This window comes from Symbiobacterium terraclitae (assembly GCF_017874315.1).
Lineage (GTDB): Bacteria > Bacillota > Sulfobacillia > Symbiobacteriales > Symbiobacteriaceae > Symbiobacterium > Symbiobacterium terraclitae.
Map to the genome: position 1 here is coordinate 12,573 of NZ_JAGGLG010000027.1, position 21,240 is coordinate 33,812.

The 21,240-nt window shown below is 70.0% G+C and carries 16 protein-coding genes; 8 read left to right on the forward strand and 8 right to left on the reverse strand.

Annotation, left to right across the window (positions count from 1 at the left end; all coding sequences use genetic code 11):
• The first annotated feature begins 539 nt into the window (after positions 1 to 539).
• Entirely contained in the window at positions 540 to 1,589 is a 1,050-nt protein-coding gene (locus J2Z79_RS13850) for a ParM/StbA family protein (protein ID WP_209467483.1), read from the forward strand.
• Positions 1,590 to 1,604: 15 nt separating this feature from the next.
• The gene (locus tag J2Z79_RS13855) at positions 1,605 to 2,366 is read left to right on the forward strand and encodes a bactofilin family protein (RefSeq protein ID WP_209467484.1); all 762 of its coding nucleotides are present in this window, start codon (positions 1,605 to 1,607) and stop codon (positions 2,364 to 2,366) included.
• 42 nt (positions 2,367 to 2,408) lie between these two features.
• On the opposite strand, the gene J2Z79_RS13860 is transcribed toward J2Z79_RS13855, so the two are convergent.
• Positions 2,409 to 3,596 (reverse strand): aminotransferase class I/II-fold pyridoxal phosphate-dependent enzyme, encoded by a 1,188-nt coding sequence (locus tag J2Z79_RS13860; protein WP_209467485.1) that lies wholly within the window; start codon positions 3,594 to 3,596, stop codon positions 2,409 to 2,411.
• Positions 3,597 to 4,036: 440 nt separating this feature from the next.
• Between J2Z79_RS13860 and J2Z79_RS13865 the strand changes: the two genes are divergently transcribed.
• The 4 genes from J2Z79_RS13865 (at position 4,037) to J2Z79_RS13880 (ending at position 7,305) form a co-directional block, all read left to right on the forward strand.
• The gene (locus J2Z79_RS13865) at positions 4,037 to 4,396 is read left to right on the forward strand and encodes a YojF family protein (protein ID WP_209467486.1); all 360 of its coding nucleotides are present in this window, start codon (positions 4,037 to 4,039) and stop codon (positions 4,394 to 4,396) included.
• A gap of 12 nt (positions 4,397 to 4,408) precedes the next feature.
• Entirely contained in the window at positions 4,409 to 5,068 is a 660-nt protein-coding gene (gene bshB2, locus J2Z79_RS13870; protein ID WP_209467487.1) for a bacillithiol biosynthesis deacetylase BshB2, read from the forward strand.
• A gap of 140 nt (positions 5,069 to 5,208) precedes the next feature.
• A complete protein-coding gene (locus tag J2Z79_RS13875) occupies positions 5,209 to 7,023 on the forward strand; it encodes an aldehyde ferredoxin oxidoreductase family protein (RefSeq protein ID WP_209467488.1) in 1,815 nt (604 codons plus the stop codon).
• Between the two features lie 3 nt (positions 7,024 to 7,026).
• Entirely contained in the window at positions 7,027 to 7,305 is a 279-nt protein-coding gene (locus tag J2Z79_RS13880; protein WP_209467489.1) for a ubiquitin-like small modifier protein 1, read from the forward strand.
• Positions 7,306 to 7,366: 61 nt separating this feature from the next.
• On the opposite strand, the gene J2Z79_RS13885 is transcribed toward J2Z79_RS13880, so the two are convergent.
• Entirely contained in the window at positions 7,367 to 7,966 is a 600-nt protein-coding gene (locus J2Z79_RS13885) for a B3/B4 domain-containing protein (protein WP_209467490.1), read from the reverse strand.
• 219 nt (positions 7,967 to 8,185) lie between these two features.
• On the opposite strand from J2Z79_RS13885, the gene J2Z79_RS13890 reads away from it, so the two are divergent.
• On the forward strand, positions 8,186 to 8,452 hold the full coding sequence (locus J2Z79_RS13890; RefSeq protein WP_209467491.1) for an HPr family phosphocarrier protein: 267 nt from the start codon (positions 8,186 to 8,188) through the stop codon (positions 8,450 to 8,452).
• Positions 8,445 to 10,151, forward strand: coding sequence for a phosphoenolpyruvate--protein phosphotransferase (ptsP, locus tag J2Z79_RS13895; RefSeq protein ID WP_342589497.1), 1,707 nt, complete (start codon positions 8,445 to 8,447; stop codon positions 10,149 to 10,151). The genes J2Z79_RS13890 and ptsP overlap by 8 nt, the downstream gene beginning before the upstream one ends.
• A 134-nt stretch (positions 10,152 to 10,285) precedes the next feature.
• Here ptsP and J2Z79_RS13900 read toward each other — a convergent pair whose 3' ends face one another.
• From J2Z79_RS13900 to J2Z79_RS13925, 6 genes are all read right to left on the reverse strand, one after another.
• The gene (locus tag J2Z79_RS13900) at positions 10,286 to 12,127 is read right to left on the reverse strand and encodes an ABC transporter ATP-binding protein (RefSeq protein WP_209467492.1); all 1,842 of its coding nucleotides are present in this window, start codon (positions 12,125 to 12,127) and stop codon (positions 10,286 to 10,288) included.
• A gap of 19 nt (positions 12,128 to 12,146) precedes the next feature.
• Positions 12,147 to 13,910 (reverse strand): ABC transporter ATP-binding protein, encoded by a 1,764-nt coding sequence (locus tag J2Z79_RS13905; RefSeq protein WP_245302766.1) that lies wholly within the window; start codon positions 13,908 to 13,910, stop codon positions 12,147 to 12,149.
• A 199-nt stretch (positions 13,911 to 14,109) separates the two neighbouring features.
• Positions 14,110 to 17,199, reverse strand: coding sequence for an efflux RND transporter permease subunit (locus J2Z79_RS13910; protein WP_209467494.1), 3,090 nt, complete (start codon positions 17,197 to 17,199; stop codon positions 14,110 to 14,112).
• Positions 17,196 to 18,275 carry an efflux RND transporter periplasmic adaptor subunit gene (locus J2Z79_RS13915; protein WP_209467495.1) on the reverse strand — a complete coding sequence of 360 codons (1,080 nt, stop codon included), beginning with the start codon at positions 18,273 to 18,275 and terminating at the stop codon, positions 17,196 to 17,198. Before J2Z79_RS13915 ends, J2Z79_RS13910 begins: the two co-directional genes overlap by 4 nt.
• A gap of 23 nt (positions 18,276 to 18,298) precedes the next feature.
• Positions 18,299 to 20,629: a carboxypeptidase-like regulatory domain-containing protein gene (locus tag J2Z79_RS13920; protein ID WP_209467496.1), complete on the reverse strand. Its 2,331-nt coding sequence runs from the start codon at positions 20,627 to 20,629 to the stop codon at positions 18,299 to 18,301.
• A gap of 9 nt (positions 20,630 to 20,638) precedes the next feature.
• The gene (locus J2Z79_RS13925) at positions 20,639 to 21,238 is read right to left on the reverse strand and encodes a TetR/AcrR family transcriptional regulator (protein ID WP_209467497.1); all 600 of its coding nucleotides are present in this window, start codon (positions 21,236 to 21,238) and stop codon (positions 20,639 to 20,641) included.
• Positions 21,239 to 21,240 lie beyond the last annotated feature (2 nt).

Sequence of the window (21,240 nt, forward strand, 5' to 3'; positions counted from 1 at the left end):
GTCCCCCTGACTCGGCTCCGTTCTCGTTTGTACCTGGCGATCAGTCCGCCGCGTCGACCCTTTCGCACGCAACGGTGCGCCCTGCGGCGTCCTCGGCGTCCTCCAGCTGCAGCTCCATGGCGAACCCGATGCCGTGGACCGCTTCAGCCGTCACCAGTCCCACTTCCCAATTCGCCTCAAAGGTTGACACCGAAACAGTCCCCCTTCCCGCGGGCGCCTCTGCATTGGCCCGTACGCTCTGACCTTAGAATACCAGGGGGAGTCCCGGGGTATGGCCTTTTGGCGATGAAATGTCGCTCTAGGCTGTCTGGTTGCGCGGCGCGCCGGAAGCCGGGCCGGTCCTGCCGGTTGTCGGCTGTCTGCCACCGTTCACCGCACGCAACGCGCAACTCGCCGGATCACGCCAAACCTCGCGCCGTACCTTTACATTTTAGGTCAGGTAGGGTATGTTTATTGGTAGTAATTTTCCAATCTTGAAGTGCGTCCCTCTCCACGAGAAGTCCGCCAGACCGGTGTGTGAACATCAAGGGGGGCAGTCGATGGAACGGCTTATCGGAGTAGATCTCGGCTACGGATTCATCAAGGCTACGGACGGCAGGGAAGGCTTCCTCTTTCCGAGCGTCGTCGGCGACGGGAGCCCGTACCAGCCCCTGCGACTGGCCACTCAGGAATCGGACCCCACGGATAACTTGCGCATCAAGGTAGGAGACCAGGTCTACCACGTCGGGACGCTGGCGGTGCGCCAGTCCCGCATGGCGTACCGGTCGCTCTCCACCACGCGCGCGGAGGGCAACGACCTGCTGGTCCTCTTCCTGGCAGCGCTCAGCCTCTTCGCCCACGAGCCCAACACCACATTCTCGGTCGTCACCGGCCTGCCTCCCGGGCGGATGCACCTCTCCGACGAGTTCGTGCGCAGCGTGAAGGGCGACCACCGGGTGGTCCGGTACCGGGCCGGGAACCCAGAGGAGCTCTATCTGCGCGTCGAACGGGCGACGGTGGTCCCGCAGCCCCTGGGCACGTACTGGTCCCAGGTGCTGGATCCGCGCGGCCGGCTGCCCGAGCATCAGCCGGTGCCCGACGGCCGCATCGGCATCATCGACGTGGGCTTCCGCACCACCGACCTGGTGACGGTGGAGGGCGGTGAGTACGTGCCGGAGCACAGCCGCACGATTCCCACCGGCCTGGCCTCCGCCTACGGGGCCATCGCCGCCAGCCTGCTGCGCGACTACGGCGTCGAGCGGGAGAACCACGCGCTGGACGAGGCGGTCATCTCCGGCGAGATCAGCGTCAGCGGCCGGAGGGTGGACATCACCGGGCTGCGGGAGCAGGCCTTCGCACAGCTGGCCACCAAGGTGCTGGTGGAGATCCGCTCCACCTGGCAGGTGGCGGACTACGACCAGCTGTGGGTGACGGGCGGCGGCGGCCACGCCCTCCAGCGGTACCTGGTGCCGCAGTTCCCGCAGGCCAGCCTGATCGCAGACCCGCTGACGGCCAACAGCCGCGGCTACCTCGCGTGGGCGCACTACATCTACGGCACGGGCGGCGCACCCTGGACAGACCGGACCCCGGTGAATCCGCAATCTCGCTGAGGGTTGTGAGGCGCCATGTTCGGCTGGCGACGCAAGCCTGTCTCCCAACCGCACACCATCATTGACCGGGACACAGAGATCCGCGGCCCGCTGCACTCCCGCGGCACATTGGAGATCCGCGGGTTCGTGATCGGCGAGGTCGTCCACCGCGGGAGCCTGGTGGTCGCCCCCGGCGGGGTCTGCACCGGGCCCGTGCAGGCCGACGAACTCTTCCTGCGGGGCGAGGTTCACGGAGACGTGGCCGTCTCCGGCACCCTGCGGATCGGCAACGGCGGCCAGCTGTTCGGCGACGCGTCCTGTCGCCGCCTGATCATCGACGCCGGCGGGCGATTCGTGGGCAAGAACCTCTCGGGCGCTGACGAGGAGGCGGACGTGCGACTTGCGCCGCTGCGGCGGGCCGAGGTTCCGCAGACGACCGTTCCCGCAGAGCCCGAACCGGTTCGGCCCGCGCCGGAGCCCGAGCCCGGGGCGCCGCAGGGCACGTTCCCCCCACAGCAGGAGGAAGCAGGGGCCGACCCATCGCCGCCCACGTCGTTGCCGGAGGCGGAGGTGCCTCTGAGCCCCGAACCTGCGCAGCCGGAGGCGGTGCAGCCCGAGCCGCTGCCGGCGGCCGAGGAGCCGCCGGCGCCCGTTGGTGCAGGGCTACAGGTGGAGTCCGCTCCCGTGCAGCCGGAAGCGCCTGCTCCCGCACCGCCGGAGCCGCAGCCGATCGTCTTCCACGGGTTCATGCGGCCGAGAAGGACGCCCGCCGACCTTGCGGTGAGGCAGAACCAGTAAGCGATCCCCCCGCCCGGCAGGGCGGGGGTCGCTTTATGCCGCTCAGCGGGCCATGGCGCGGGGACGGCTCTCGTGCAGTCGGGCGACGAAGCGGTCGAGTCGCCGGAGGGCCTCGGCGAGCTGCTCGATGGGGGCCGCGTAGGTACAGCGGACGTGGCCGGCCCCGGCGGCGCCGAAAGCAGAGCCCGGAACGACAGCCACCTTCTCCTCCTCCAGCAGCCGCACGGCGAAGGTCGTGTCGTCCAGCCCGGTCTCCGCCACCGAGGGGAAGATGTAGAAGGCTCCTTTGGGCTCCACGCAGGGGAGGCCGATGCGCCGGAAGCCGTCGACCATCAGCCGCCGGCGCCGGTCGTACTCCGCCACCATCCGCTCCCGCTCGGCTGAGCCGTGCCGCAGGGCCTCGATCGCGGCGATCTGTCCCGTGATCGGTGGGCACATGATGGTGTACTGGTGGATCTTCACCATGGCCGCCAACACGTCGCGGGGACCGCAGGCGTACCCGATGCGCCATCCGGTCATGGCGTAGGCCTTTGAGACGCCGTTCAGAAGGACTGTCCGCTCGCGCATGCCGGGCATCGCCGCGATGGAGCGGTGCTCGCCCTCGTAGGTCATCTCGCCGTAGATCTCGTCGGAGATGACCAGCAGGTCGTGCTCGACGGCGATGCGGGCGACCGCGGCCAGCTCGGCCGCGTTCATGACGGCCCCGGTGGGGTTGGCCGGGAAGGCGAGCATCAGCACCTTGCTCCGGCTCGTGATATGTTCCAGGAGCCGTTCAGGGGTGAGCTTGAACCCCTCCGCGGCCCGCAGGGGCACCGCGACAGGCCTCCCGCCGGCCAGCACGGCGCAGGGGGCGTACGAGACGAAGCAGGGCTCGGGAATCAGCACCTCGTCGCCCGGCTCCACCACCGCCCGCAGGGCGAGGTCGATGGCCTCAGCCACGCCGACGGTGACGAGGATCTCCCCCTCGGGGTCGTAGGTGAGGCCCTGCCACGCCTCCAGGTGGTCCCGGATGGCCTGGCGGAGCTCGAGAAGTCCCCAGTTGGATGTGTAGGAAGTGCGCCCCCGCTCCAGAGAGCGGATCGCGGCCGCGCGGATGTGCCACGGGGTGCTGAAGTCGGGCTCGCCGACGCCCAGCGAGATGATGTCCGTGCTGCTGGCAATCAGGTCGAAGAACCGGCGGATGCCCGAGGGGGGCAGCGCCGCCACCTGACGGTTGACGAAGGACCTCATGGCGCATATCTTCCTTCCCGGCGAGTTTGCTTGAACAAAAAAAGCCATCGTCCGCACAGGGACGATGGCTCGTGGTACCACCCTGATTCACGCTGCCGTCCGGCCGGACCGGCAGCGCCTCTCGGCGCGTAACGTGCGCCCACCCGGAAGCGGTTACTGGCACACCGGGGTGCGTTGGCCGCTTCGGCTCCAGGTGGCGTTCGCCACCGCACGGCGCCGGGGTCGCACCGTACCCCCGGCTCTCTGAAAGCCGCCGCAGATGACTACTCTTCCTATCATCGCCTTTTTCAGTTTAGGTTTCACTATCATACGCGCGCCCGGCCCCCGCTGTCAACCGGAAACAGCGTATCGCCACAACCGGGACAGGGCGTCTAAAATAGGAGTACCGCAGCCCCCGCCGGAGAGGCGGGGCATTCTGACCGGAACCTGGAGGCTAAGCCATGGAGCCCATCGATCGCGCGGCAGTGCAGCAGCGGCTGCAAGACTTTGTCGGCCGAGACGTCTACCTGCACCTGGAGACGACCAACGGCGCCTACGCCGCCGAGTTCAGCGGCGTGAACGCCATGTCTGTCTGCGCCTTCATCCGCAACGCCAGGGTGCGCTTCACCCGGGCGATGGTTACCGGCGGCGGCCCGTACCGGGTCGGGCTGCAGCTGGAGGCCGACGGCGGCTGGACCTACGCCGAGGGCCTCACCGACTGGGAGGTCGACGGCGAGGGCCGGCTCCTGCTGGCCGGCCACGATGCGGAGGGGCGGCTGGCCATCGCCCTCGAGTTGAGTCACACGCCCTTCCCCGGGTAGGAGGTGAGCGCGATGAAGGAACACGTGCTGGTCATCATGCCTCACCCGGACGACGAGACCTTCGCGGTAGGCGGCACCATCGCCCTCTACGCCCAACGGGGGGTTCCCGTTACCTACGTGTGCGGGACGAAGGGCGAGATGGGGCGGAACATGGGGCGCCCGCCCTTCGCCACGCGCGAGAGCCTGCCGCAGCTGCGGGAGCAGGAGCTGCGGGAGGCGTGCCGCATCCTGGGCATCACCGACCTCCGCTTCCTGGGCTTGCGCGACAAGACCGTGGAGTTCGTCGATCAGGACGAGCTGGCCGCCCGCCTGCGGGATATCATCCTGGAGATCCGCCCGTCGCTGATCATCACCTACCACCCCGACTACAGCGTGCACCCCGACCACATGGCGCTTGGGAGGGCGACCGTGCGGGCCGTGGCTCAGCTGCCCCCCGAGGAGCGTCCTCCGGTGCACACCCGGGCCTTCGGCAAGGCGTCGGCGGTGCTGGGCGAGCCGGATCTGGTGGTCGACACCGCGCCGGTCTGGGAGACCAAGCTGGCCGCCATCCGTGCCCACCGGTCTCAGAGCCAGCTGATGCTCTCGCGGGCCGAGGGCGATCCCGAACAGGCGGAGCGGATGCGGCGGGACCGGCAGCTGGAACGCTTCTGGATTTGGCGATTTGACGATTAGCGCATGTCGCCCCCGGCTGAGGCCGGGGGCGATCTGCGTGGTTGCCGGAGGCCGCGATCGTCCACCCCTTCACAAAGAGGGAATACAGGCGAGACCCCGAATATTCTGTGGAAATAAGATGCTGGGAGGGGTGGCTCAGCATGACTCTGACCGGGTTTGCCAACAGGATCGCGCGGATTGACCTGACCACAGGAACGATCCAGTACGAGGGCATCGATCCGGAGGCGGCGCGCAAGTATATCGGCGCCCGCGGGCTCGGGGTGAAGTACGTGTTCGACAACGGGCCCGCGGTCGATCCCCTGTCGCCGGAGAACCTGCTCTGCTTCATGAACGGCCCGGCGACCGGCAGCGCGATCAACATGTCCGGCCGGCTGGCGGTCTGTACCAAGTCGCCGCTGACCGGCGGGGTGACGGACTCGCACATGGGCGGCTGGTCCGCGGCGCGCCTGCGCTGGGCCGGCTTCGACGGGCTCCTGTTCCGCGGCGCGGCGGCTGCTCCCGTCTACGCGATCTGCGAGGGCGGCACCGTGCGCCTGGCCGACGCGTCCGACCTGTGGGGCAAGGGCGTCCGGGAGACGGTCCGCATCCTGCAGGAGCGACACGGCGGTAAGAACGTCTCGGTGATGGCCATCGGGCCCGCCGGCGAGAACATGGTGCGCTATGCCGCGATCCTCAACGAGAATGACCGGGCGGCCGGCCGCGGCGGCACCGGCGCGGTGATGGGCTCCAAGAAGCTGAAGGCGGTCGTGGCCATCGGCGACATCAAGGACCAGTGGAAGCCGGCCGACGACCGGAAGGATGCCTTCGAGGAGGCCCGGAAGGCCGGGCTGAAGGCGATCATGGAGGGCGCGCTGACCGCGCCGCGCAAGGGCGGGCTCTCGCTCTACGGCACCAACGTGCTCATGAACATCATCAACGAAGTGGGGGCGCTGCCCGCCTTCAACGGCAAGGAGACCTTCCACCCGAACGCCGAGGCGATCTCGGGCGAGGCGATCCGGGCGCAGTACCTGGTGGAGGAGCCCACCTGCCACGCCTGCCCGGTCGCCTGCAAGAAGTTCGTGGAGATCAAGGAGGGGCCGTACGCCGGCGTCCGCACCGAGTCGTTCGAGTACGAGACGGCCTGGGCGCTGGGCGTCAACTGCGGCCTGACCGACGCGGGCGCGGTGGCCAGACTCCTCGACCTCTGCAATGACTACGGCCTGGATACCATCGAGCTGGGCAACGTGCTCTCCACCACCATGGAGGCCACCGAGCTGGGCCTGGTGGCGGAGGGCATCGCCTGGGGCGACGCCGAGCGCATGATCGAGGTCACGGGCCTCATCGCCCGGGCCGAGGGGGAGCTGGGCAAGGCGCTGGGCCGCGGGGCCTACGGTGCCGCCGTCTCGTTCGGCCGACCCGACCTGGCCAACTCGGTGAAGGGCCAGGCCATCCCGGCCTACGATCCGCGGGGCATCAAGGGCATCGGCCTCGGCTACGCCACCTCCAACCGCGGCGCCTGCCACCTGCGGGGGTATACGGTGGCCTCGGAGATCGCCGGCATCCCGATGCAGACCGACCGCCTGGCCCCGGAGGGCAAGGGTGCGCTGCTGAAGACCTTCCAGGACCTCCACGCCTTCTCCGACTCCATGGACCTCTGCAAGTTCTCGGCCTTCTCGCTGGGGGCGGAGGAGTACGCGATGGCCTACAGCGCGGTCACCGGCGTGCCCTTCACCGCCGAGGACGTGATGCGGACCGGCGAGCGCATCTACAACCTCGAGCGGTACTACAACAACCTCGCCGGGCTGGGCGAGGGCAGCGACTACCTTCCGAAGCGGTTCCTGACCCAGCCGGCCACGGGCGGCAGCGCCGGCCAGGTCTCGGAGCTGGACCAGATGCTCGCGGAGTACTACGAGGCCCGCGGCTGGAAGAACGGGGTTGTCCCCGAGGAGAAGCTGCGGGAACTGGAGATCATCTGAGCGGTGCAGGTTCGGCTCTACGCGACGCTGCGAGCGCTGGCCGGGGCGGCGCGGGTGGAGGTGCCGGCGGCGCCAGGGGAGCCGGTGGGTGTGGTGCTGCGGCGCCTGGTGGCGCAGTGCCCCGGGCTGGAGGGCCACCTGCTCAGCCCGGACGGGGGCGCGCTGCTGCCGCACGTGCAGGTCTTCATCGCCGGTCGGTCGATCCGCGACCTGGAGGGGCTGGCGACGCCCATCTCCCACGGGGTCGACCTGGCGATCTTCCCGCCCGTGGCGGGCGGGTGACGAGGGGGCCCGCAGGCAACGCTGCCTGCGGGCCCTGTCACTTTGGACGCCGGTGTGGCGGCTACGACCCGGTGCGGGACCGCCCCACCACCCTGCCGGTGGTGAAGTGCCCCACCCAGTTGCAGAGCAGGTCCAGGTGCCGGTCAAACTCCTCGCTGTCGAAGAGCGGCGGGCCGAACACCACCGCCAGGCAGCGGCGGGTTCCCGCACCGGTGGCCGTTCGGGCCGAGTCGGTGAGCGGCGAGCCGCAGGGGCCGGCTGCGTCCCGCAGCACGGGCTTGCCCTGGGTCTCCAGCTCCGTGCCGGCCAGCGTCAGGTAGCGCTCGCCCTCCCGCCCGCGCCCGAAGCTGACGGCGGTGCCTTCCAGCCGGTCCGCGTCGTAGAGCCCGATCGGCAGCCCCGTGGCCACCGACCAGGCGTTGACCAGGTCGACCATCAGGTTGACCCGGGGCAGGTCGTCGCCCTTCACGATGCGCCGCAGCAGCCGCTCCGAGGAGACCCGGTAGCGGGAGGGGTCGGTGCCCAGGGCCTTGAGCACCTTCCGCCAGCCGGCCACGGCCGGCAGCTGGCTGATCTCCTCCAGCTTCAGCGCCGTCCTGGTCTGGACGACCGTCGCGTCGACCAGCGCCTGCAGGGCTTCGGTGGCGGGCCCGTTCTCCACCCCCTCGATGTGGATGGCGGCGAGCGTGAGAAAGGGGACCTGCCGGGCGAGGTCGGGGTCGATGGTGACGTTCGGCAGCGTGGTAATCCCCTCCTAATCGAAATTGGGCTAGAGGTACGGCGCCGAAATGGGCGAATCCTGCTGGACAGGTACCAGTCGATCTCTGATACTAGTAGTGACCTGTTGGCCCCGAAGCTATGGAGAAGGAGTGTACACTGCATGCTGGAGCGTACGTTCACGCTGACGAACCCCACCGGGCTGCACGCCCGGCCTGCGGCGCTGTTCGTCAAGGAGGTCCAGAAGTTCGCCGGAACAGAGATCTTCGTGCGCAAGGGCGAGCGCGAGGTCTCGGCCCGCTCGCTGCTGTCGCTGCTGAGCCTCGGCATCGGTCAGGGCGAGACCATCGCGATCCGCTGCGACGGGCCGCAGGAGGAAGAGGCCATGGCGGCGTTGGCCGCCCTGATTGAGGGTGGCTTCGGTGAGTGAGCGGTTGCTGCGAGGGGTAGGAGCAGCCGCCGGCGCCGTGATGGGCCCGGCGCTGGTCTACCGGGAGGCGCAGGCCGTGCCGACCGCGGCGAAGGCCGGCACGCCGGCCGAGGAGCAGGCGCGCTATGAGGCGGCCCGCCGCCGGGCCGCGGCGGAGCTGGAGGAGCTGGTTCAGCGGGCGGACGACCACGGCCGGGAGATCCTGGGCGCCCACCAGCTCATGCTCCAGGATCCGGAGATGCACGACCTGGTGGCGGCGTCCATCCAGGCGGGAAAGCCGGCGGAGGAAGCCGTGCAGGCGGCGGTGGAGCAGTTCGCGGGCATGCTGGAGGCCCTCGACGACGAGTACCTGCGGGAGCGGGCGGCGGACGTGCGCGACGTGGGCCGGCGCCTGGTGGCGGCCCTGACGGGGCGCTCGGTCGGACTCCGGCTGGAGCGGCCGGCCGTGGTGATCGCGCGCGACCTGGCCCCCACGGACACCATCGGGCTGGACCGCTCGCTGCTGCTGGGCATCGTGACGGAGCAGGGCGGGCCCACGTCCCACACCTCCATCCTGGCCCGCTCCTGGGGCATTCCGGCGGTAGTGGCGGCTCACGGCGTGCTCGAGGCCGCCGCCGACGGCATGACGGTCGCCCTGGACGGCGATTCCGGTGAGGTGGTGCTCGATCCGGACGCCGGGACCCGGATCCGCTACGAGGCCGCCATGGCCCGGGCCCGGGAGCAGGCGGAGCGCGACCGGGCCGAGGCGTCGCTCCCCGGCGAGACCCCGGACGGCGTGCGGGTGGAGCTGGCGGCCAATGCCGGATCGCCTGACGAGGTCGCGCTGGCCATGGAGAAGGGCGCCGAGGGCGTGGGGCTGCTGCGGTCGGAGTTCCTGTTCATGGGGCGCGACACCGCCCCCACGGAGGAGGAGCAGTATGCGGCCTACGCCGCCGCGCTGCGCAACGCCGGCGGCCGGCGCGTGATCATCCGCACGCTGGACATCGGCGGCGACAAGGACGTTCCCTACCTGGGACTGGCGAAGGAGGAGAACCCCTTCCTGGGGGTGCGGGCGCTGCGGCTCTGTTTCCGCAGACCCGAGCTGTTCCGGGCACAGCTGCGGGCGCTGCTCCGGGCGTCCGTGCACGGCCGCCTGGCGATCATGTTCCCCATGGTGGGCGGGCTGGCCGACCTGCGCCGGGCCAGGGAGGCGCTGGCGGAGGCGCGCCGCTCGCTGGAGGCCGAGGGCCACCCCGTGGCCGACAACTACGAGGTGGGCATCATGATCGAGATCCCCTCGGCCGCGCTGCTGGCCGACCACCTGGCGGCTGAGGTGGACTTCTTCTCCATCGGCACCAACGACCTGGTGCAGTACACCCTGGCCGTGGACCGGGGCAACCCGGCGCTGGCGGAGATGTACCAGCCCTACCATCCTGCGGTGCTTCGCCTGATCGACCGGGTCGTGACCGCCGCCCACGCCGCCGGCAAGTGGGTGGGCGTCTGCGGCGAGATGGGCGGCCTGCCGGCCGGCGCGCTGCTGCTCCTGGGCCTCGGCGTCGATGAGCTGTCGATGTCGCCGGCGCTGCTGGCCCGCATCCGCCGCCTCGTGCGCGCGACGCCCTTCGCCGAGGCGCGGTCCGTCGCGCAGCAGAGCCTGGCGCTGGGGACGCCGGAGGAGGTCCTGGCGTTGGTGGAGCCGCTGGTGCGGCGCGGCGAGTAGCGCCCGGCTCGAGCTGCGGCCGGCTCCTGGGCAGTGGGGGCACAGGGTTGTGGTGAGGACAGACTACGGGAGCGGCGCATGCCGCTCCCGTTCTGATCTGGATAGCCCTCTGTGCTGTTGCCCTGCAGATCGGTCTACGCCGACGGGTGCGCAGTCGGCACCAGCGTGCCGGACGAGACCTCCTTCTGCTCCAGGCGCTCCTCGAACTGGAGCCGCCAGAGCTTGTAGTAGAGCCCCTGTCGGGCGAGCAGCTCCTCGTGGGTGCCCTGCTCGTGGATGCGCCCCTTGTGCAGCACGATGATCTGGTCCGCATGCTGGATGGTCGAGAGCCGGTGGGCCACGATGAAGGTGGTGCGGCCCGCCGTCAGCCGGTGCAGGGCCTGCTGGATCGCGGCCTCGGTCTCGGAGTCGACAGAGGCGGTGGCCTCGTCGAGCACCAGGATGGGGGGATCGAAGGCGAGGGCACGGGCGAAGGATAGGAGCTGCCGCTGGCCGGCCGAGAGGGTCGCACCGCGCTCGGCCACGGGCTCGTCGTAGCCCAGTCGGAGCTCCCGGATGAACTCGTCGGCCCCGACGGTGCGGGCGGCCTCCCGGATGCGCTCGTCGCTGATCTCGGTGTTGCCGAGCCGGATGTTGGAGGCGATGTCGCCGCTGAACAGGAACACGTCCTGCGCCACAAGGCCGACGGCCCTGCGGAGCTCGGCGGTGGACACCTCCCGCACGTCGACGCCGTTGACGAGCACCTGGCCCTTCTGCACGTCGTAGAACCGCATCAGCAGGTTGATGATGGAGGACTTGCCTGCCCCGGTGTGGCCGACGAAGGCGATGGTCTGGCCGGGCTCAGCCCGGAACGAGACGTCCCTCAGCACCCATTCGCCCTCGTTGTAGGCGAACCAGACGTTCCGGAACTCCACCTCGCCGGTGACCCGCCCCAGTGGCTTGGGGTTGGCCGGCTCCACGATGGCGGGCTGCGTGTCCAGCAGCATGAAGATGCGCTCCGCGGAGGCCATGGCGCTCTGCAGGATGTTGAACTTCTCGGCCAGCTGCATCAGCGGCTCGAAGAAGCGGCGGGCGAGGGTGACGAAGAGCAGGAGGACGCCGGGCGTGAGGGTGCCGGCCAGTGCCTGCACGCCGCCGTACCAGAGCACCAGCGCGATCGTGACGTTGGCCAGCAGGTCGAGGATGGGCCGGAAGACGGCCCAGACCATCAACTGCCGCCAGGAGGCCCGGTTGTACTCATCGTTCTCCCGCTTGAACTCGGCAAAGGTCTGCGCCTCCCGGGCGAAGAGCTGCACGATGCGCATGCCGCTGACGTGCTCGGCGACGAAGGCGTTGATGCGCGCGAGGCGCACCCGCACCTCCCGCCACGCGTCGCGGGCCTTGGCGGCGAAGAACCGGGTGTAGAAGGCGACCAGGGGAATCAGCGCCAGGCTGACGGCGGCCAGCTTGGGGTGCGTGCTGACCATCATGACGGCGACGCCGACCAGCATAAACAGGTCGCGGAAGAGGTTCACCAGCACGCTGGTGTACATCTCGTTCAGCGTCTCCGTGTCGTTGGTCACCCGGGTGACCAGCCGCCCCGCGGGGTTCGTGTCGAAGAACTGGAGGTGCAGCCGCTGCAGGTGGCCGAAGAGCTGCTTGCGGATCGCGTAGATGATCTTCTGGCCGGTGAACTGCAGCAGGAGCACCTCGCCGTAGGAGACCGCGAAGCTGGCCACCAGCGCCAGGGTGAGCCAGAGCGCCAGGCGGGAGAGCCCCGCGGCCGCGGCGGGATCGTCGATGCCGGGTACCAGGTACCGGTCGATGGCGAGCTGTACCAGCTTCGGCTGCACCAGGTCGAGGCTTACCGCCACGCCCAGCATTGCGATGCAGGCCAGGAGCGCCTTCCAGTGTGGCCGGGCGTAGCTGAGCAGCCGCGCCATGATCTTTGCGTCGTATACCTTGCCGAGGGCCTCTTCTTCGCGGAAGTCCGCCATAGTTCCCTCCTGTGTGGGTTCACTCGAGGCTGGCGATGGCCTCCTCGAGCTGTTGGCGCTGGTAGGTGCGGAAGTAGCGGCCGCCCAGGGCGACCAGCTCATCGTGCGTTCCGGCCTCGGCGATGCGGCCGCGCTCCAGCACGATGATCAGGTCGGCGTTCTTCACCGCGGCGACCCGGTGTGAGATGACGATGGTCGTGCGCTCGCGCATCAGCGGGCGGAGCCCGTTCAGGATGCGCTGCTCGGTTGCGGTATCGACCGCCGAGAGGCAGTCGTCGAGCACGAGGATCGGCGCGTCCTTCAGGACGGCCCGGGAGAGGCCGACCCGCTGCCGCTGGCCGCCGGAGAGGGTCACGCCCCGCTCGCCGACCATGGTCTCGTAGCCCTGGGGCAGGAACTCGAGGATGTCCTGCTCCACCTGGGCGGTCCGCGCCGCCTGGCGGATCTGCTCCTCGGTCCACTCCCCCGGCGCGAAGCCGATGTTCTCGCGCACCGTGCGCGAGAACAGGAAGGACTCCTGCGGCACGGCGGCGATGGAGCGGCGGAGCAGGTTCAGCGGCAGGTCGAGCACGTCGATGCCGTCGATGAAGACGGTGCCCCGGGGCGGGTCGAAGACCCGGGCCAGCAGCGCTGCAAGCGTGGACTTCCCGCTGCCCGTGCGCCCGAGGATGCCCAGCGTCTGCCCCGGTTTGATGTGCAGGTTGATGCCGTCGAGGACAGGGGGGCCGTCGGGAACGTAGCGGAAGGTCAGGTCCCGGATCTCGATCTCGCCGCGGACCCGCCCGCCCGGAGGCTCGGCGGTCTCGGGGGCGTCCTTGACCTCCGGCTCCGTGAGCAGCACCTCGCGGATGCGGGCGAAGGCGGCGAAGCCCCGCTGGATGATGTGCACCACCCAGCCCATGGCGATCATCGGCCAGATGAGCATGCCGATGTACATGGTGAGCGAGGCGAAGTCGCCCACCGAGATCTCCCCTCGCAGCACCGCACGCCCGGGGACGGCGATGGCGATGACGTAGCAGAGCCCGGCGAAGAGGCCTACCACCGGGTCGAAGAGGCCGTCGACGCGCATCATCGCCATGAAGCGCCGGATGTAGTCCCGGTTGGCCTCGTCGAACTTGGCTTCCTCGGCGGCCTCCTGGGTGTAGGCCTTGACCACGCGCACGCCGGAGATGTTCTCCTGCACCACGTCGGAGAGGCGGGCGAAGCTGTCCTGCACCGCCCGGGAGCGGGCGAAGATCAGCTTGCCGACCGCCGCGATCAGCAGCGCCAGGAAGGGCAGGGGCAGGAGCGCCCAGAGCGAGAGCTTGAGGCCGATGGTCGAGATCATGGCGATGAGGGTGAACAGCGTCATCGCCAGGGAGTCGGCCGCCATGAGCACACCCTCGCCGGCGATGCCCCGCACCGCCTGCAGGTCGTTGGTGGCCATGGCCATCAGGTCGCCGGTCTTGTGCGTGTGGAAGAAGGAGGCCGAGAGCCGCTCCAGGTGGGCGAAGAGGTCGGCGCGCAGGTCGCGCTCCACCAGCCGTGCGGTGCCGAAGACGAAGATGCGCCAGGTGAAGCGCAGGAAGGCGATCAGCAACGCCGTGCCGACGATCAGCGCCAGGTAGCGGTAGATCCCGGTCATGTCCAGGGCGCCGGCTTCCAGGTCGTCGACGAAGTGGCCGATCAGCCGCGGCGCCACCTGCTGCAAGAGGTCGGTGCCGGCCAGGGCTGCCACGCCGAGCAGATACCGCCACTTGTAGCGGCTGAGGAACGAGAAGAGGGAGCGGTACGGAGAGGACATACGCACCTCGCAGTAGAGACGGATGGTGGAAAAGTTCAGTGGTGGGCGCTGATTCGAATGCTCGCAAAGAATATAGACGCCCCCGAAGGGCAGGGTGTTCCGTCGGGCTGCCGGCCAGAATGTGTCTGCCTGTTCCGTCCGAAAAACCAACCCCCTGAGCCTGTGCTCCGGGGGTTGATCACTACTCGGCAGGATCGGATTACATGGCGGCCGTCTCGGTCCGGGCCGCGGCGCGGGCCTGCACGCGCTGGACCAGGTCGTCGAACAGCGTGTAGACCACCGGGATGACCACCAGGGTCAGCAGGGTGGAGAGCGAGAGGCCGCCGATGACGACCGTGGCCAGGGGCGCCTCCAGCTCGGCTCCCTCGGCCAGCCCCAGCGCCAGGGGCAGGAGGCCCAGCACCGTGGTGAGGGTGGTCATCAGCACGGGGCGGAGACGCCGGGGGCCGGTGATGCGCACCGCCTCGTCCCGGTCCATCCCCTGCCGCCGCAGCTGGTTGATGTAGTCCACCAGCACGATGGCGTTGTTGACGACGACGCCCACCAGGAGGATGAGGCCGATCATCGCCGAGATGTCGAGGCTGCGGCCGGTGAGGACCAGGCCGAGCACGGCGCCGACCAGGGCCAGCGGGACGGTGAACAGGATGACGAAGGGGTGGAGGAAGGACTCGAACTGCGCGGCCATCACCAGGTAGACCAGCGCGACGGAGAAGGTCAGCGCCTGAACGAGGCCGCTCATCGCATCTGACATCAGCTCGTAGTCGCCGCCGTAGTCGATCTCGTAGCCGGGCGGCAGCGGGAACTGCGCCAGCCGCGCCTTGATGTCATTAATGACGCTGCCCAGGTCGCGGCCGTAGATCTGGCCGGTCACCTTCACCACCCGGGCCTGCTCCTCGCGCTCGACTACGGTCGGGCCCACGCCCCGCACCAGCTCGGCCAGCTCACCCAGGGGGACGGTCTGGCCGTACGGCGTGGCGATGGGCAGCTGCCGGAGTGCGACGATGTTCTCGCGGGCGCTCTCGGTGGCCATCAGCCGGATGTCGACCTCCTCGCCGCCCACCCGGTACTGGGTGACCACCCGGCCGCGCACCGCGGATTGCACCGAGGAGGCGACCTGGCTGGGGCTCAGGCCGTAGGAGGCGGCCTTGGCCCGATCGACCCGGATCTGGACCTCGGGCAGGCCCTCGCTGACGGAGGTGGAGAGTTCGCGGGTGCCCGGTACCCGGGCGATCTCCGCCATGATCTGCTGGGAGAGCTCCTTCAGCACGTCGAGGTCCTCGCCGCTGATCGCGACCTCGATGTCGTTGCCCCCGCCCGTCTCGATGGTGCCCGCCGTCGAGACCGTCACCCTGGCGCCGGGCAGGAAGATCCGGTTGCGCACGTCCTCCACGACCTCTTCGAGGCTGCGGCTGCGTTCACCGGGACTCACCAGCATGCCGGAGATGAACCCCTGGTGGGACTGCCCGCCCGTGGCGTAGGCGCTGCCGGAGGTGCCCACCGCCACGTAGAGGGTGCGCAGCTCGGGCAGGTCCCGGATCTGGGCAACGGCCTGCTCCACGGCGGCCTGCGTCTCCTCCAGCTTCGTGCCCGGCGGCATCGAAATGGAGACGCGGAACTCGCTGGTATCGCTGGGCGGGATGAACTCCATGCCCATCCGCCCGACGACCAACAGCGCCAGGGCCAGCGAAGCGAGCCCGATGCCCACCACCTGCCACCTGTGGCCCAGGGCCCAGCTCAGCATCCGGCCGTAGACCGCTTCCAGCCGGGCCAGCTGATCGCTGATCCAGCCGGAAACCCGGGTGATCCAGGGCACCTGCCGGCGAGCGGGCCGGTCACGGAGGAGCCAGGGCGCCATCATCGGCACGAGCGTGAGGGCGGTGAGCAGCGAGACCAGCAGCGAGAACGTCACCGTGAGCGCCAGCTCCCGGAAGAAGAGCTGGGCGAGGCCGGTGATCCAGACGACGGGGAGGAAGACGACCACCGAGGTCAGGGTGGATGCCGTGACGGCCAGGCCCACTTCGGCGGTGCCGTCCTCGGCCGCCTGGTAGATGTCCTTGCCCATCTCCTTGTGCCGGAAGATGTTCTCCAGGACGACGATGGAGGAGTCGACCATCATGCCCACGCCCAGCGAGAGGCCGCCCAGGGAGAGGATGTTCAGCGTGATGCCGCTGAAGAAGACGGGGCCGAACGTGGCGATGACGGCGACGGGGATGCTGATGGCGATGGCGAAGGTCGCCCGGACGTGCCGGAGGAAGAACAGGAGCACCAGGATGGCCAGGATGCCGCCCTGCATGCCGGACGACGCGACCGACTCCAGCGAGGTGAGCACCATGCGCGAGGTGTCGGAGAGGATCGTGGCCTGCACCTGGCCGGGCAGCTCCGCCTCGATCTTCTTCAGCTCGGCCTTCACCGCGTTGGCCACCGCCACGGAGTTGCCGCCGCTCTGCTTCTGGATGTCCAGCGACACCGCAGTCTGGCCGTTGAGCCAGACCCGGGAGGTGGCCTCGGCCCAGGTGTCGCGTACCTCCGCGACGTCGCCCAGCCGCACGGTTCCCAGCCGCAGGTCGCGGATCTCATCCAGCGACTGGTACTGGCCGATGGTGCGGACGAGGAGGTTGACGCTGCCCTCGCCCACCTCGCCGCCGGGCAGGTTCAGGTTCTCGTACGCCAGCACCTGCGCGACGTTGGTCATGGAGAGGCCGTGCGCCTGCAGCCGGGCGGGGTCGACGACGACCTGGATCTCCCGCTCGATGCCGCCGTTGACGGTGACGGAGGCCACGCCGTCCAGCCGCTCGAGCCGCGGCTTGATCCGCTCCTCGGCCAGGGCCTTCAGCTCGGCCAGGTCCTCGGAGCCGGTCAGGCCGATGGTGAGCACCGGCAGCGCGGAGGGGTCGATCTTGAAGACCATCGGGGCGTCCACGCCGTCGGGCAGGTAGCCCTTCACCTGGTCGACCTTCTCGCGGATGGAGAGGGTGGCCTGGTCCATGTCGGTGCCGTAGTCGAACTCGACGATGACCAGCGACTGGCCCTCGGAGCTGGAGGAGGAGACGGCGGTCACGCCCGGCACCGTGCCCATGACCTCCTCGATGGGACGGGAGACGTGCGCCTCGACCTCCTCGGGGCCGGCGCCCTCGTACGAGGTCGCCACCACCGCGAGGGGGAACTCCATGGCGGGGTACAGGTCAAGCGAGAGGCGGGTGAGGGAGACGAGGCCCACCACTGCGGCGATCAGGTAGAACACGACGGTGGGAACGGGGTGGTGGATGGAGAAGCGGATGAGCCCCCTCACCGGTCAGGCCCCCCTCCCACCCGCACGGGGGCGCCGTCGTAGAGCCGGTTCTGCCCGGCCACCACCACCTGGTCACCCTCGGCGATGCCCTCGACCAGCACCTGCTGATCGGACCGCACGGCCACGGAGACGGTCACCCGGCGGGCGACGCCGTCCTCGACCACGTAGACGTAGGGTTCGCCGGAGCCTTCCAGGAGGGCGTTCACCGGGATCAGGACGCCCTCGCGCTCCTCCAGTGGAAACTCGACCTCGGCAAACATGCCGCCCTTCAGGGCGCCGTCCGGGTTGGGCAGGAGCACCCGCACCTTGTAGGAGCGGGTCTGGGCGTCCATCTGCGGGCTGACGGACTCGACCTCGCCCGTGAAGGTCTCGCCCAGCGCCGGGACGGTGACCGGCACCGCAACCCCCGGCCGCACGGAGTTGATCGCCGCCTCGGCGACGCCGGTGTCCACCACGACGGTGGAGAGGTCGACCAGCTGGAACACCGGGGTACCGGCGCCGATCAGCGCGCCCGGCTCCACGTACCGGGCGGCCAGGACCCCGTCAGCCGGCGCGGTGATGCGGGCGCCCTCGTAGCTGGACTTGGCCAGCTCCAGCTGGGCGCGGGCCGCTTCCACGGCCGCGGTCGCCAGGGTGAGCTGGGTGCGGATCTGCTCCGCCTGCTGGTGGGAAACAGCGCCCTGGGCGAGCAGCGCCTCCAGCCGGGAGGCCTGGCGCGCGGCCTCGCTCCGCTGCGCCTCGGCCTGGGTGTACTGCGCCTGCGCGGCCGCCAGCTGGTTGGCCAGGTCCTTGTCGTCCAACTCCACCAGCAGGTCGCCCTCCTGCACGGCGTCGCCCATCTGGCGGTGGACGGCAACCACGCGGCCGGGGACCTTGGCGGTGACGGTGATGGAGAGGATCGGCTTCAGCTGGCCCGAGGCGTGGCTGGTGGCGGTGAGCGTGCCGCCGCGGGCCTCGGTGACGGCCACCGCCACGGCCTCGACGGCCGGCTCATCCATCTGTCCCGAGGCCAGGCCGCACGCGGAGAGGAGCAGGGCAAACAGCGGCAGCAGGGCCGCGGGGAAGAAACGCCTCATGTCGCACGTACCTCCATGGGGGGCTAGGGTGCGGCCGGAACGTCCAGCCGGATGTCGGCCCAGACGGTCTCGCCAGACGGCAGGCCGACCAGCGGGGTGATCACGACCTCGCCCGGTGCGGTCGCGCTGCGCACGCCGGACGAATCCACCGCCACCGGGGCGTACCGGCGGCCAGGCACCAGGTGGTTGAAGCGGTAGATGCCCTCGTTGTCGGTGAACGCGACCCGGTCCGCCGCGCTCTGGCCCTCGGTGTACAGCACCACCCGGATGCCGCTCAGGGGACTGCCGTCAGGACCCACGACGCGGCCGACGATCGACGCGTGGACGTGCGTGGTCAGGTTGGCCTGCACGCCGAAGCCGGTGCCCGGACGGACCACCTCGGCCGCGGCGTTCAGCGCGGCGTTCTCGCCGGCGACCCGCACCAGGTATGCCTCACCCGGCATGGCGGGCACGCGGACGTCGTAGCTGCCGTCCGCGCCGACCGCGCCGGTGAAGGCGGAGCCGTCGCTGGAGCGGAGGACCGTCACCTCGGCGCCCTCCGCCGGACGGTCATCGCCTGCCTGCACGAGCCCGAGGAAGCGGGTCTCGGCGGGCCGGGCCACCAGGACCAGGTGGTTGGGGCCGGCGGGCGTGAGGACCTGGGGCTCCCGCTGCGTGCCGTCAGGCGCCACGGAACCGCCCACGTAGCCCGGGTCGAGGATGACGGGCAGGTAGCGGCTCTGGCGCGCAACGGGCAGGTTGGCGAACTGGTAGCGGCCGGCCGCGTCCGTCTCGGTCTCGGCGATCTTGCTCCGCCCTTCCTCCCGCAGCCCGACCTTGACGCCGGCCAGGGGCTCGCCCCGGTCGTCCACCACGCGGCCCGCGATCGTGGCACGCTCGGGCTGGAGCACGAAGTCGGCCGTGTTGTTGCTGCCCCGCCGCACGTCCACCAGGCTGGGCGGGTTCTCGCCGTCAGTGACGGGCTGGTCGGTGTACAGGTAGCCGTCCACCTGCACGCTCACGTGGTAACCGGTGCTGCGGCTCCCTGTCGGGTCGTCCGGGATGTTGGCCTGGAGGCTGAGGTCGTACCGCCCCTCCTCGTCGGTGCGGGCGGTCCAGTTCTGGGAGCCCCGGTTCACGCGTACCACGGCGCCGGCCACCGGCTCATCCAGGTGGTTCTTCACGGTGCCCGAGAGGATGGCCAGCCCGTGGCCGTAGGTGTCCGGGGAGCTGGCGACGATGTTGGCCGAGACCGTCTGGCCGCCCGCCACCTCCAGCCAGCCGGAGTCGGCCCGCACCAGCGTCCCGCCGGGGAAGGCGCGGACGCGGTAGGTGCCCCCGGTCACCTCGCTGAAGGAGAACCGGCCCTCCTCGTCGGTGCGGGCGACCTGCACGGTGCCGAGGCCGGCGCGCTGCAGGTGCACTTCGACCTTCTTCAGGGGCTCGGCATTGCCGTCGAAGACCCGGCCGGCGACCACGGCGTAGAGCCTGTTCAGCACGAGCCGGTCCGCGCCGCTGAAGTCGATCCAGCCGCCGTCCTCAAGGGTGAAGGTACCGGTCGTGATGGTCTCGTGGTCGTACCGGGAAAGGCGAAGCTGGTAGACCCCGCCCTCGGCGGGCGGCGCCGAAAGGCTGAAGTAGCCGGAGCGGTCGGTGCGCACCGAGGCCACCGGCCCCCAATCCGCCAGCAGCAGTTCGACGGTCGCGTCCGAGACGGGCGCGCCGTTCACCCCGGAGACCACCTCGCCGGTGATGCGGGCGAGCGCGGACGGCAGGGTGAGGTCCACCTGGTTCCGGCGCCGCGGGTCAAGGCCGCCCATCTCCTGGGAGACGGGGCGATGGCGGTCCGCATGGGCCTGGAGGGTGTACTCGCCCCCAGCCCGGGCGGTCGAGAGGCTGTAGACGCCCAGGTCGTTGGTGCGGGCCGTCGCCTCCAGGCCGTACCCGGCCCGGAACAGCTGGATGGTCGCCTGCGGAACCGGGAGCCCGCGCTCGTCGCGCACCACGCCGGTGATCACGGCGGTATAGGGCTCGGCGGTGAGGGTGAGGGCGGGGCCGTCGCTGGCGGGCACGTACGCCCGCTCCGTCAGCGCATGGCCGTCGGCCCAGGCCCGGATCCAGAAGGTGTGGCCGGGGGGGAGCGCGATGGTGGCCTGGCCCCGCTGGTCCGTGCGGGCCGCGGTGATGCCGGGCAGGCCGGGCGTAAGTACCTGTATCTCCGCATCCGGCAGCGGGGTGCCGTTGGTGCTGATCAGGGTGATGCGCAGGGGCGCCGCGGCCGCGGGCTGCAGGAAGGAGAGGTCGGCCGCGGCCGCAGCCGGAACACTGCTCACCAGGAATAGCAGGCCTAACAACAGGGCAATAAGCTTACGCATACTTCACCTCTATACCGTTCCCGGCGCCAGTATCGCGTCGGTGAAGAAATCGGCAACATCCTCGTCGAGCCGGTCGTACCAGTCGGGCGAAAGCATTCCGGCGAAGGCCGGCGGGACGCACTGCCCCACCTGGAGCATGGCCCAGATGGCGCCTGCGAGGCCCACCGTGAGGATCATGGGGTGGGGCGGCCGGATGGCCCCGGCCCGGACCGCCTGTGCGAAGGCGGCCCGGTCCTCGTCCGTGAAGGCCGAGACCACCTGCTGCAGCAGGAAGTCGCCGATCTCGGGGTGGAAGCGGCCTTCGGTGAAGAGGACGTTGAAGACGTCCTGGTTCTCCCGCATCACCTGCACCAGTTCCCGGATCCGCAGGCGGAGCAGGTCGCGCACGTTGCCCGTGCGGGGAAGCGCCCGCTCCCGGCTCAGGGCCTCCTGTACCACCGGCTCCACGCAGGCGACGAAGAGCTCCTTCTTGTCCTTGAAGTACCGGTAGATGGTACCCTCGGCCACGCCGGCCCGGCGGGCGATCTCTGCGGTGGTGGCGCCGTTGTAGCCCCGCTCGCTGATGAGGTGCAGTGCGGCGTCGAGGATGCGTCTGCGGGTCGTTTCCATAT

Excerpts from the sequence above, each read along its gene's own strand:
- J2Z79_RS13850 (WP_209467483.1), top strand. The coding sequence starts at position 540 with ATGGAACGGCTTATCGGAGTAGATCTCGGCTACGGATTCATCAAGGCT.
- J2Z79_RS13855 (WP_209467484.1), top strand. The coding sequence starts at position 1,605 with ATGTTCGGCTGGCGACGCAAGCCTGTCTCCCAACCGCACACCATCATT.
- J2Z79_RS13860 (WP_209467485.1), bottom strand. The coding sequence starts at position 3,596 with ATGAGGTCCTTCGTCAACCGTCAGGTGGCGGCGCTGCCCCCCTCGGGC.
- J2Z79_RS13865 (WP_209467486.1), top strand. The coding sequence starts at position 4,037 with ATGGAGCCCATCGATCGCGCGGCAGTGCAGCAGCGGCTGCAAGACTTT.
- bshB2 (WP_209467487.1), top strand. The coding sequence starts at position 4,409 with ATGAAGGAACACGTGCTGGTCATCATGCCTCACCCGGACGACGAGACC.
- J2Z79_RS13875 (WP_209467488.1), top strand. The coding sequence starts at position 5,209 with ATGACTCTGACCGGGTTTGCCAACAGGATCGCGCGGATTGACCTGACC.
- J2Z79_RS13890 (WP_209467491.1), top strand. The coding sequence starts at position 8,186 with ATGCTGGAGCGTACGTTCACGCTGACGAACCCCACCGGGCTGCACGCC.
- J2Z79_RS13900 (WP_209467492.1), bottom strand. The coding sequence starts at position 12,127 with ATGGCGGACTTCCGCGAAGAAGAGGCCCTCGGCAAGGTATACGACGCA.
- J2Z79_RS13905 (WP_245302766.1), bottom strand. The coding sequence starts at position 13,910 with ATGTCCTCTCCGTACCGCTCCCTCTTCTCGTTCCTCAGCCGCTACAAG.
- J2Z79_RS13915 (WP_209467495.1), bottom strand. The coding sequence starts at position 18,275 with ATGAGGCGTTTCTTCCCCGCGGCCCTGCTGCCGCTGTTTGCCCTGCTC.
- J2Z79_RS13920 (WP_209467496.1), bottom strand. The coding sequence starts at position 20,629 with ATGCGTAAGCTTATTGCCCTGTTGTTAGGCCTGCTATTCCTGGTGAGC.
- J2Z79_RS13925 (WP_209467497.1), bottom strand. The coding sequence starts at position 21,238 with ATGGAAACGACCCGCAGACGCATCCTCGACGCCGCACTGCACCTCATC.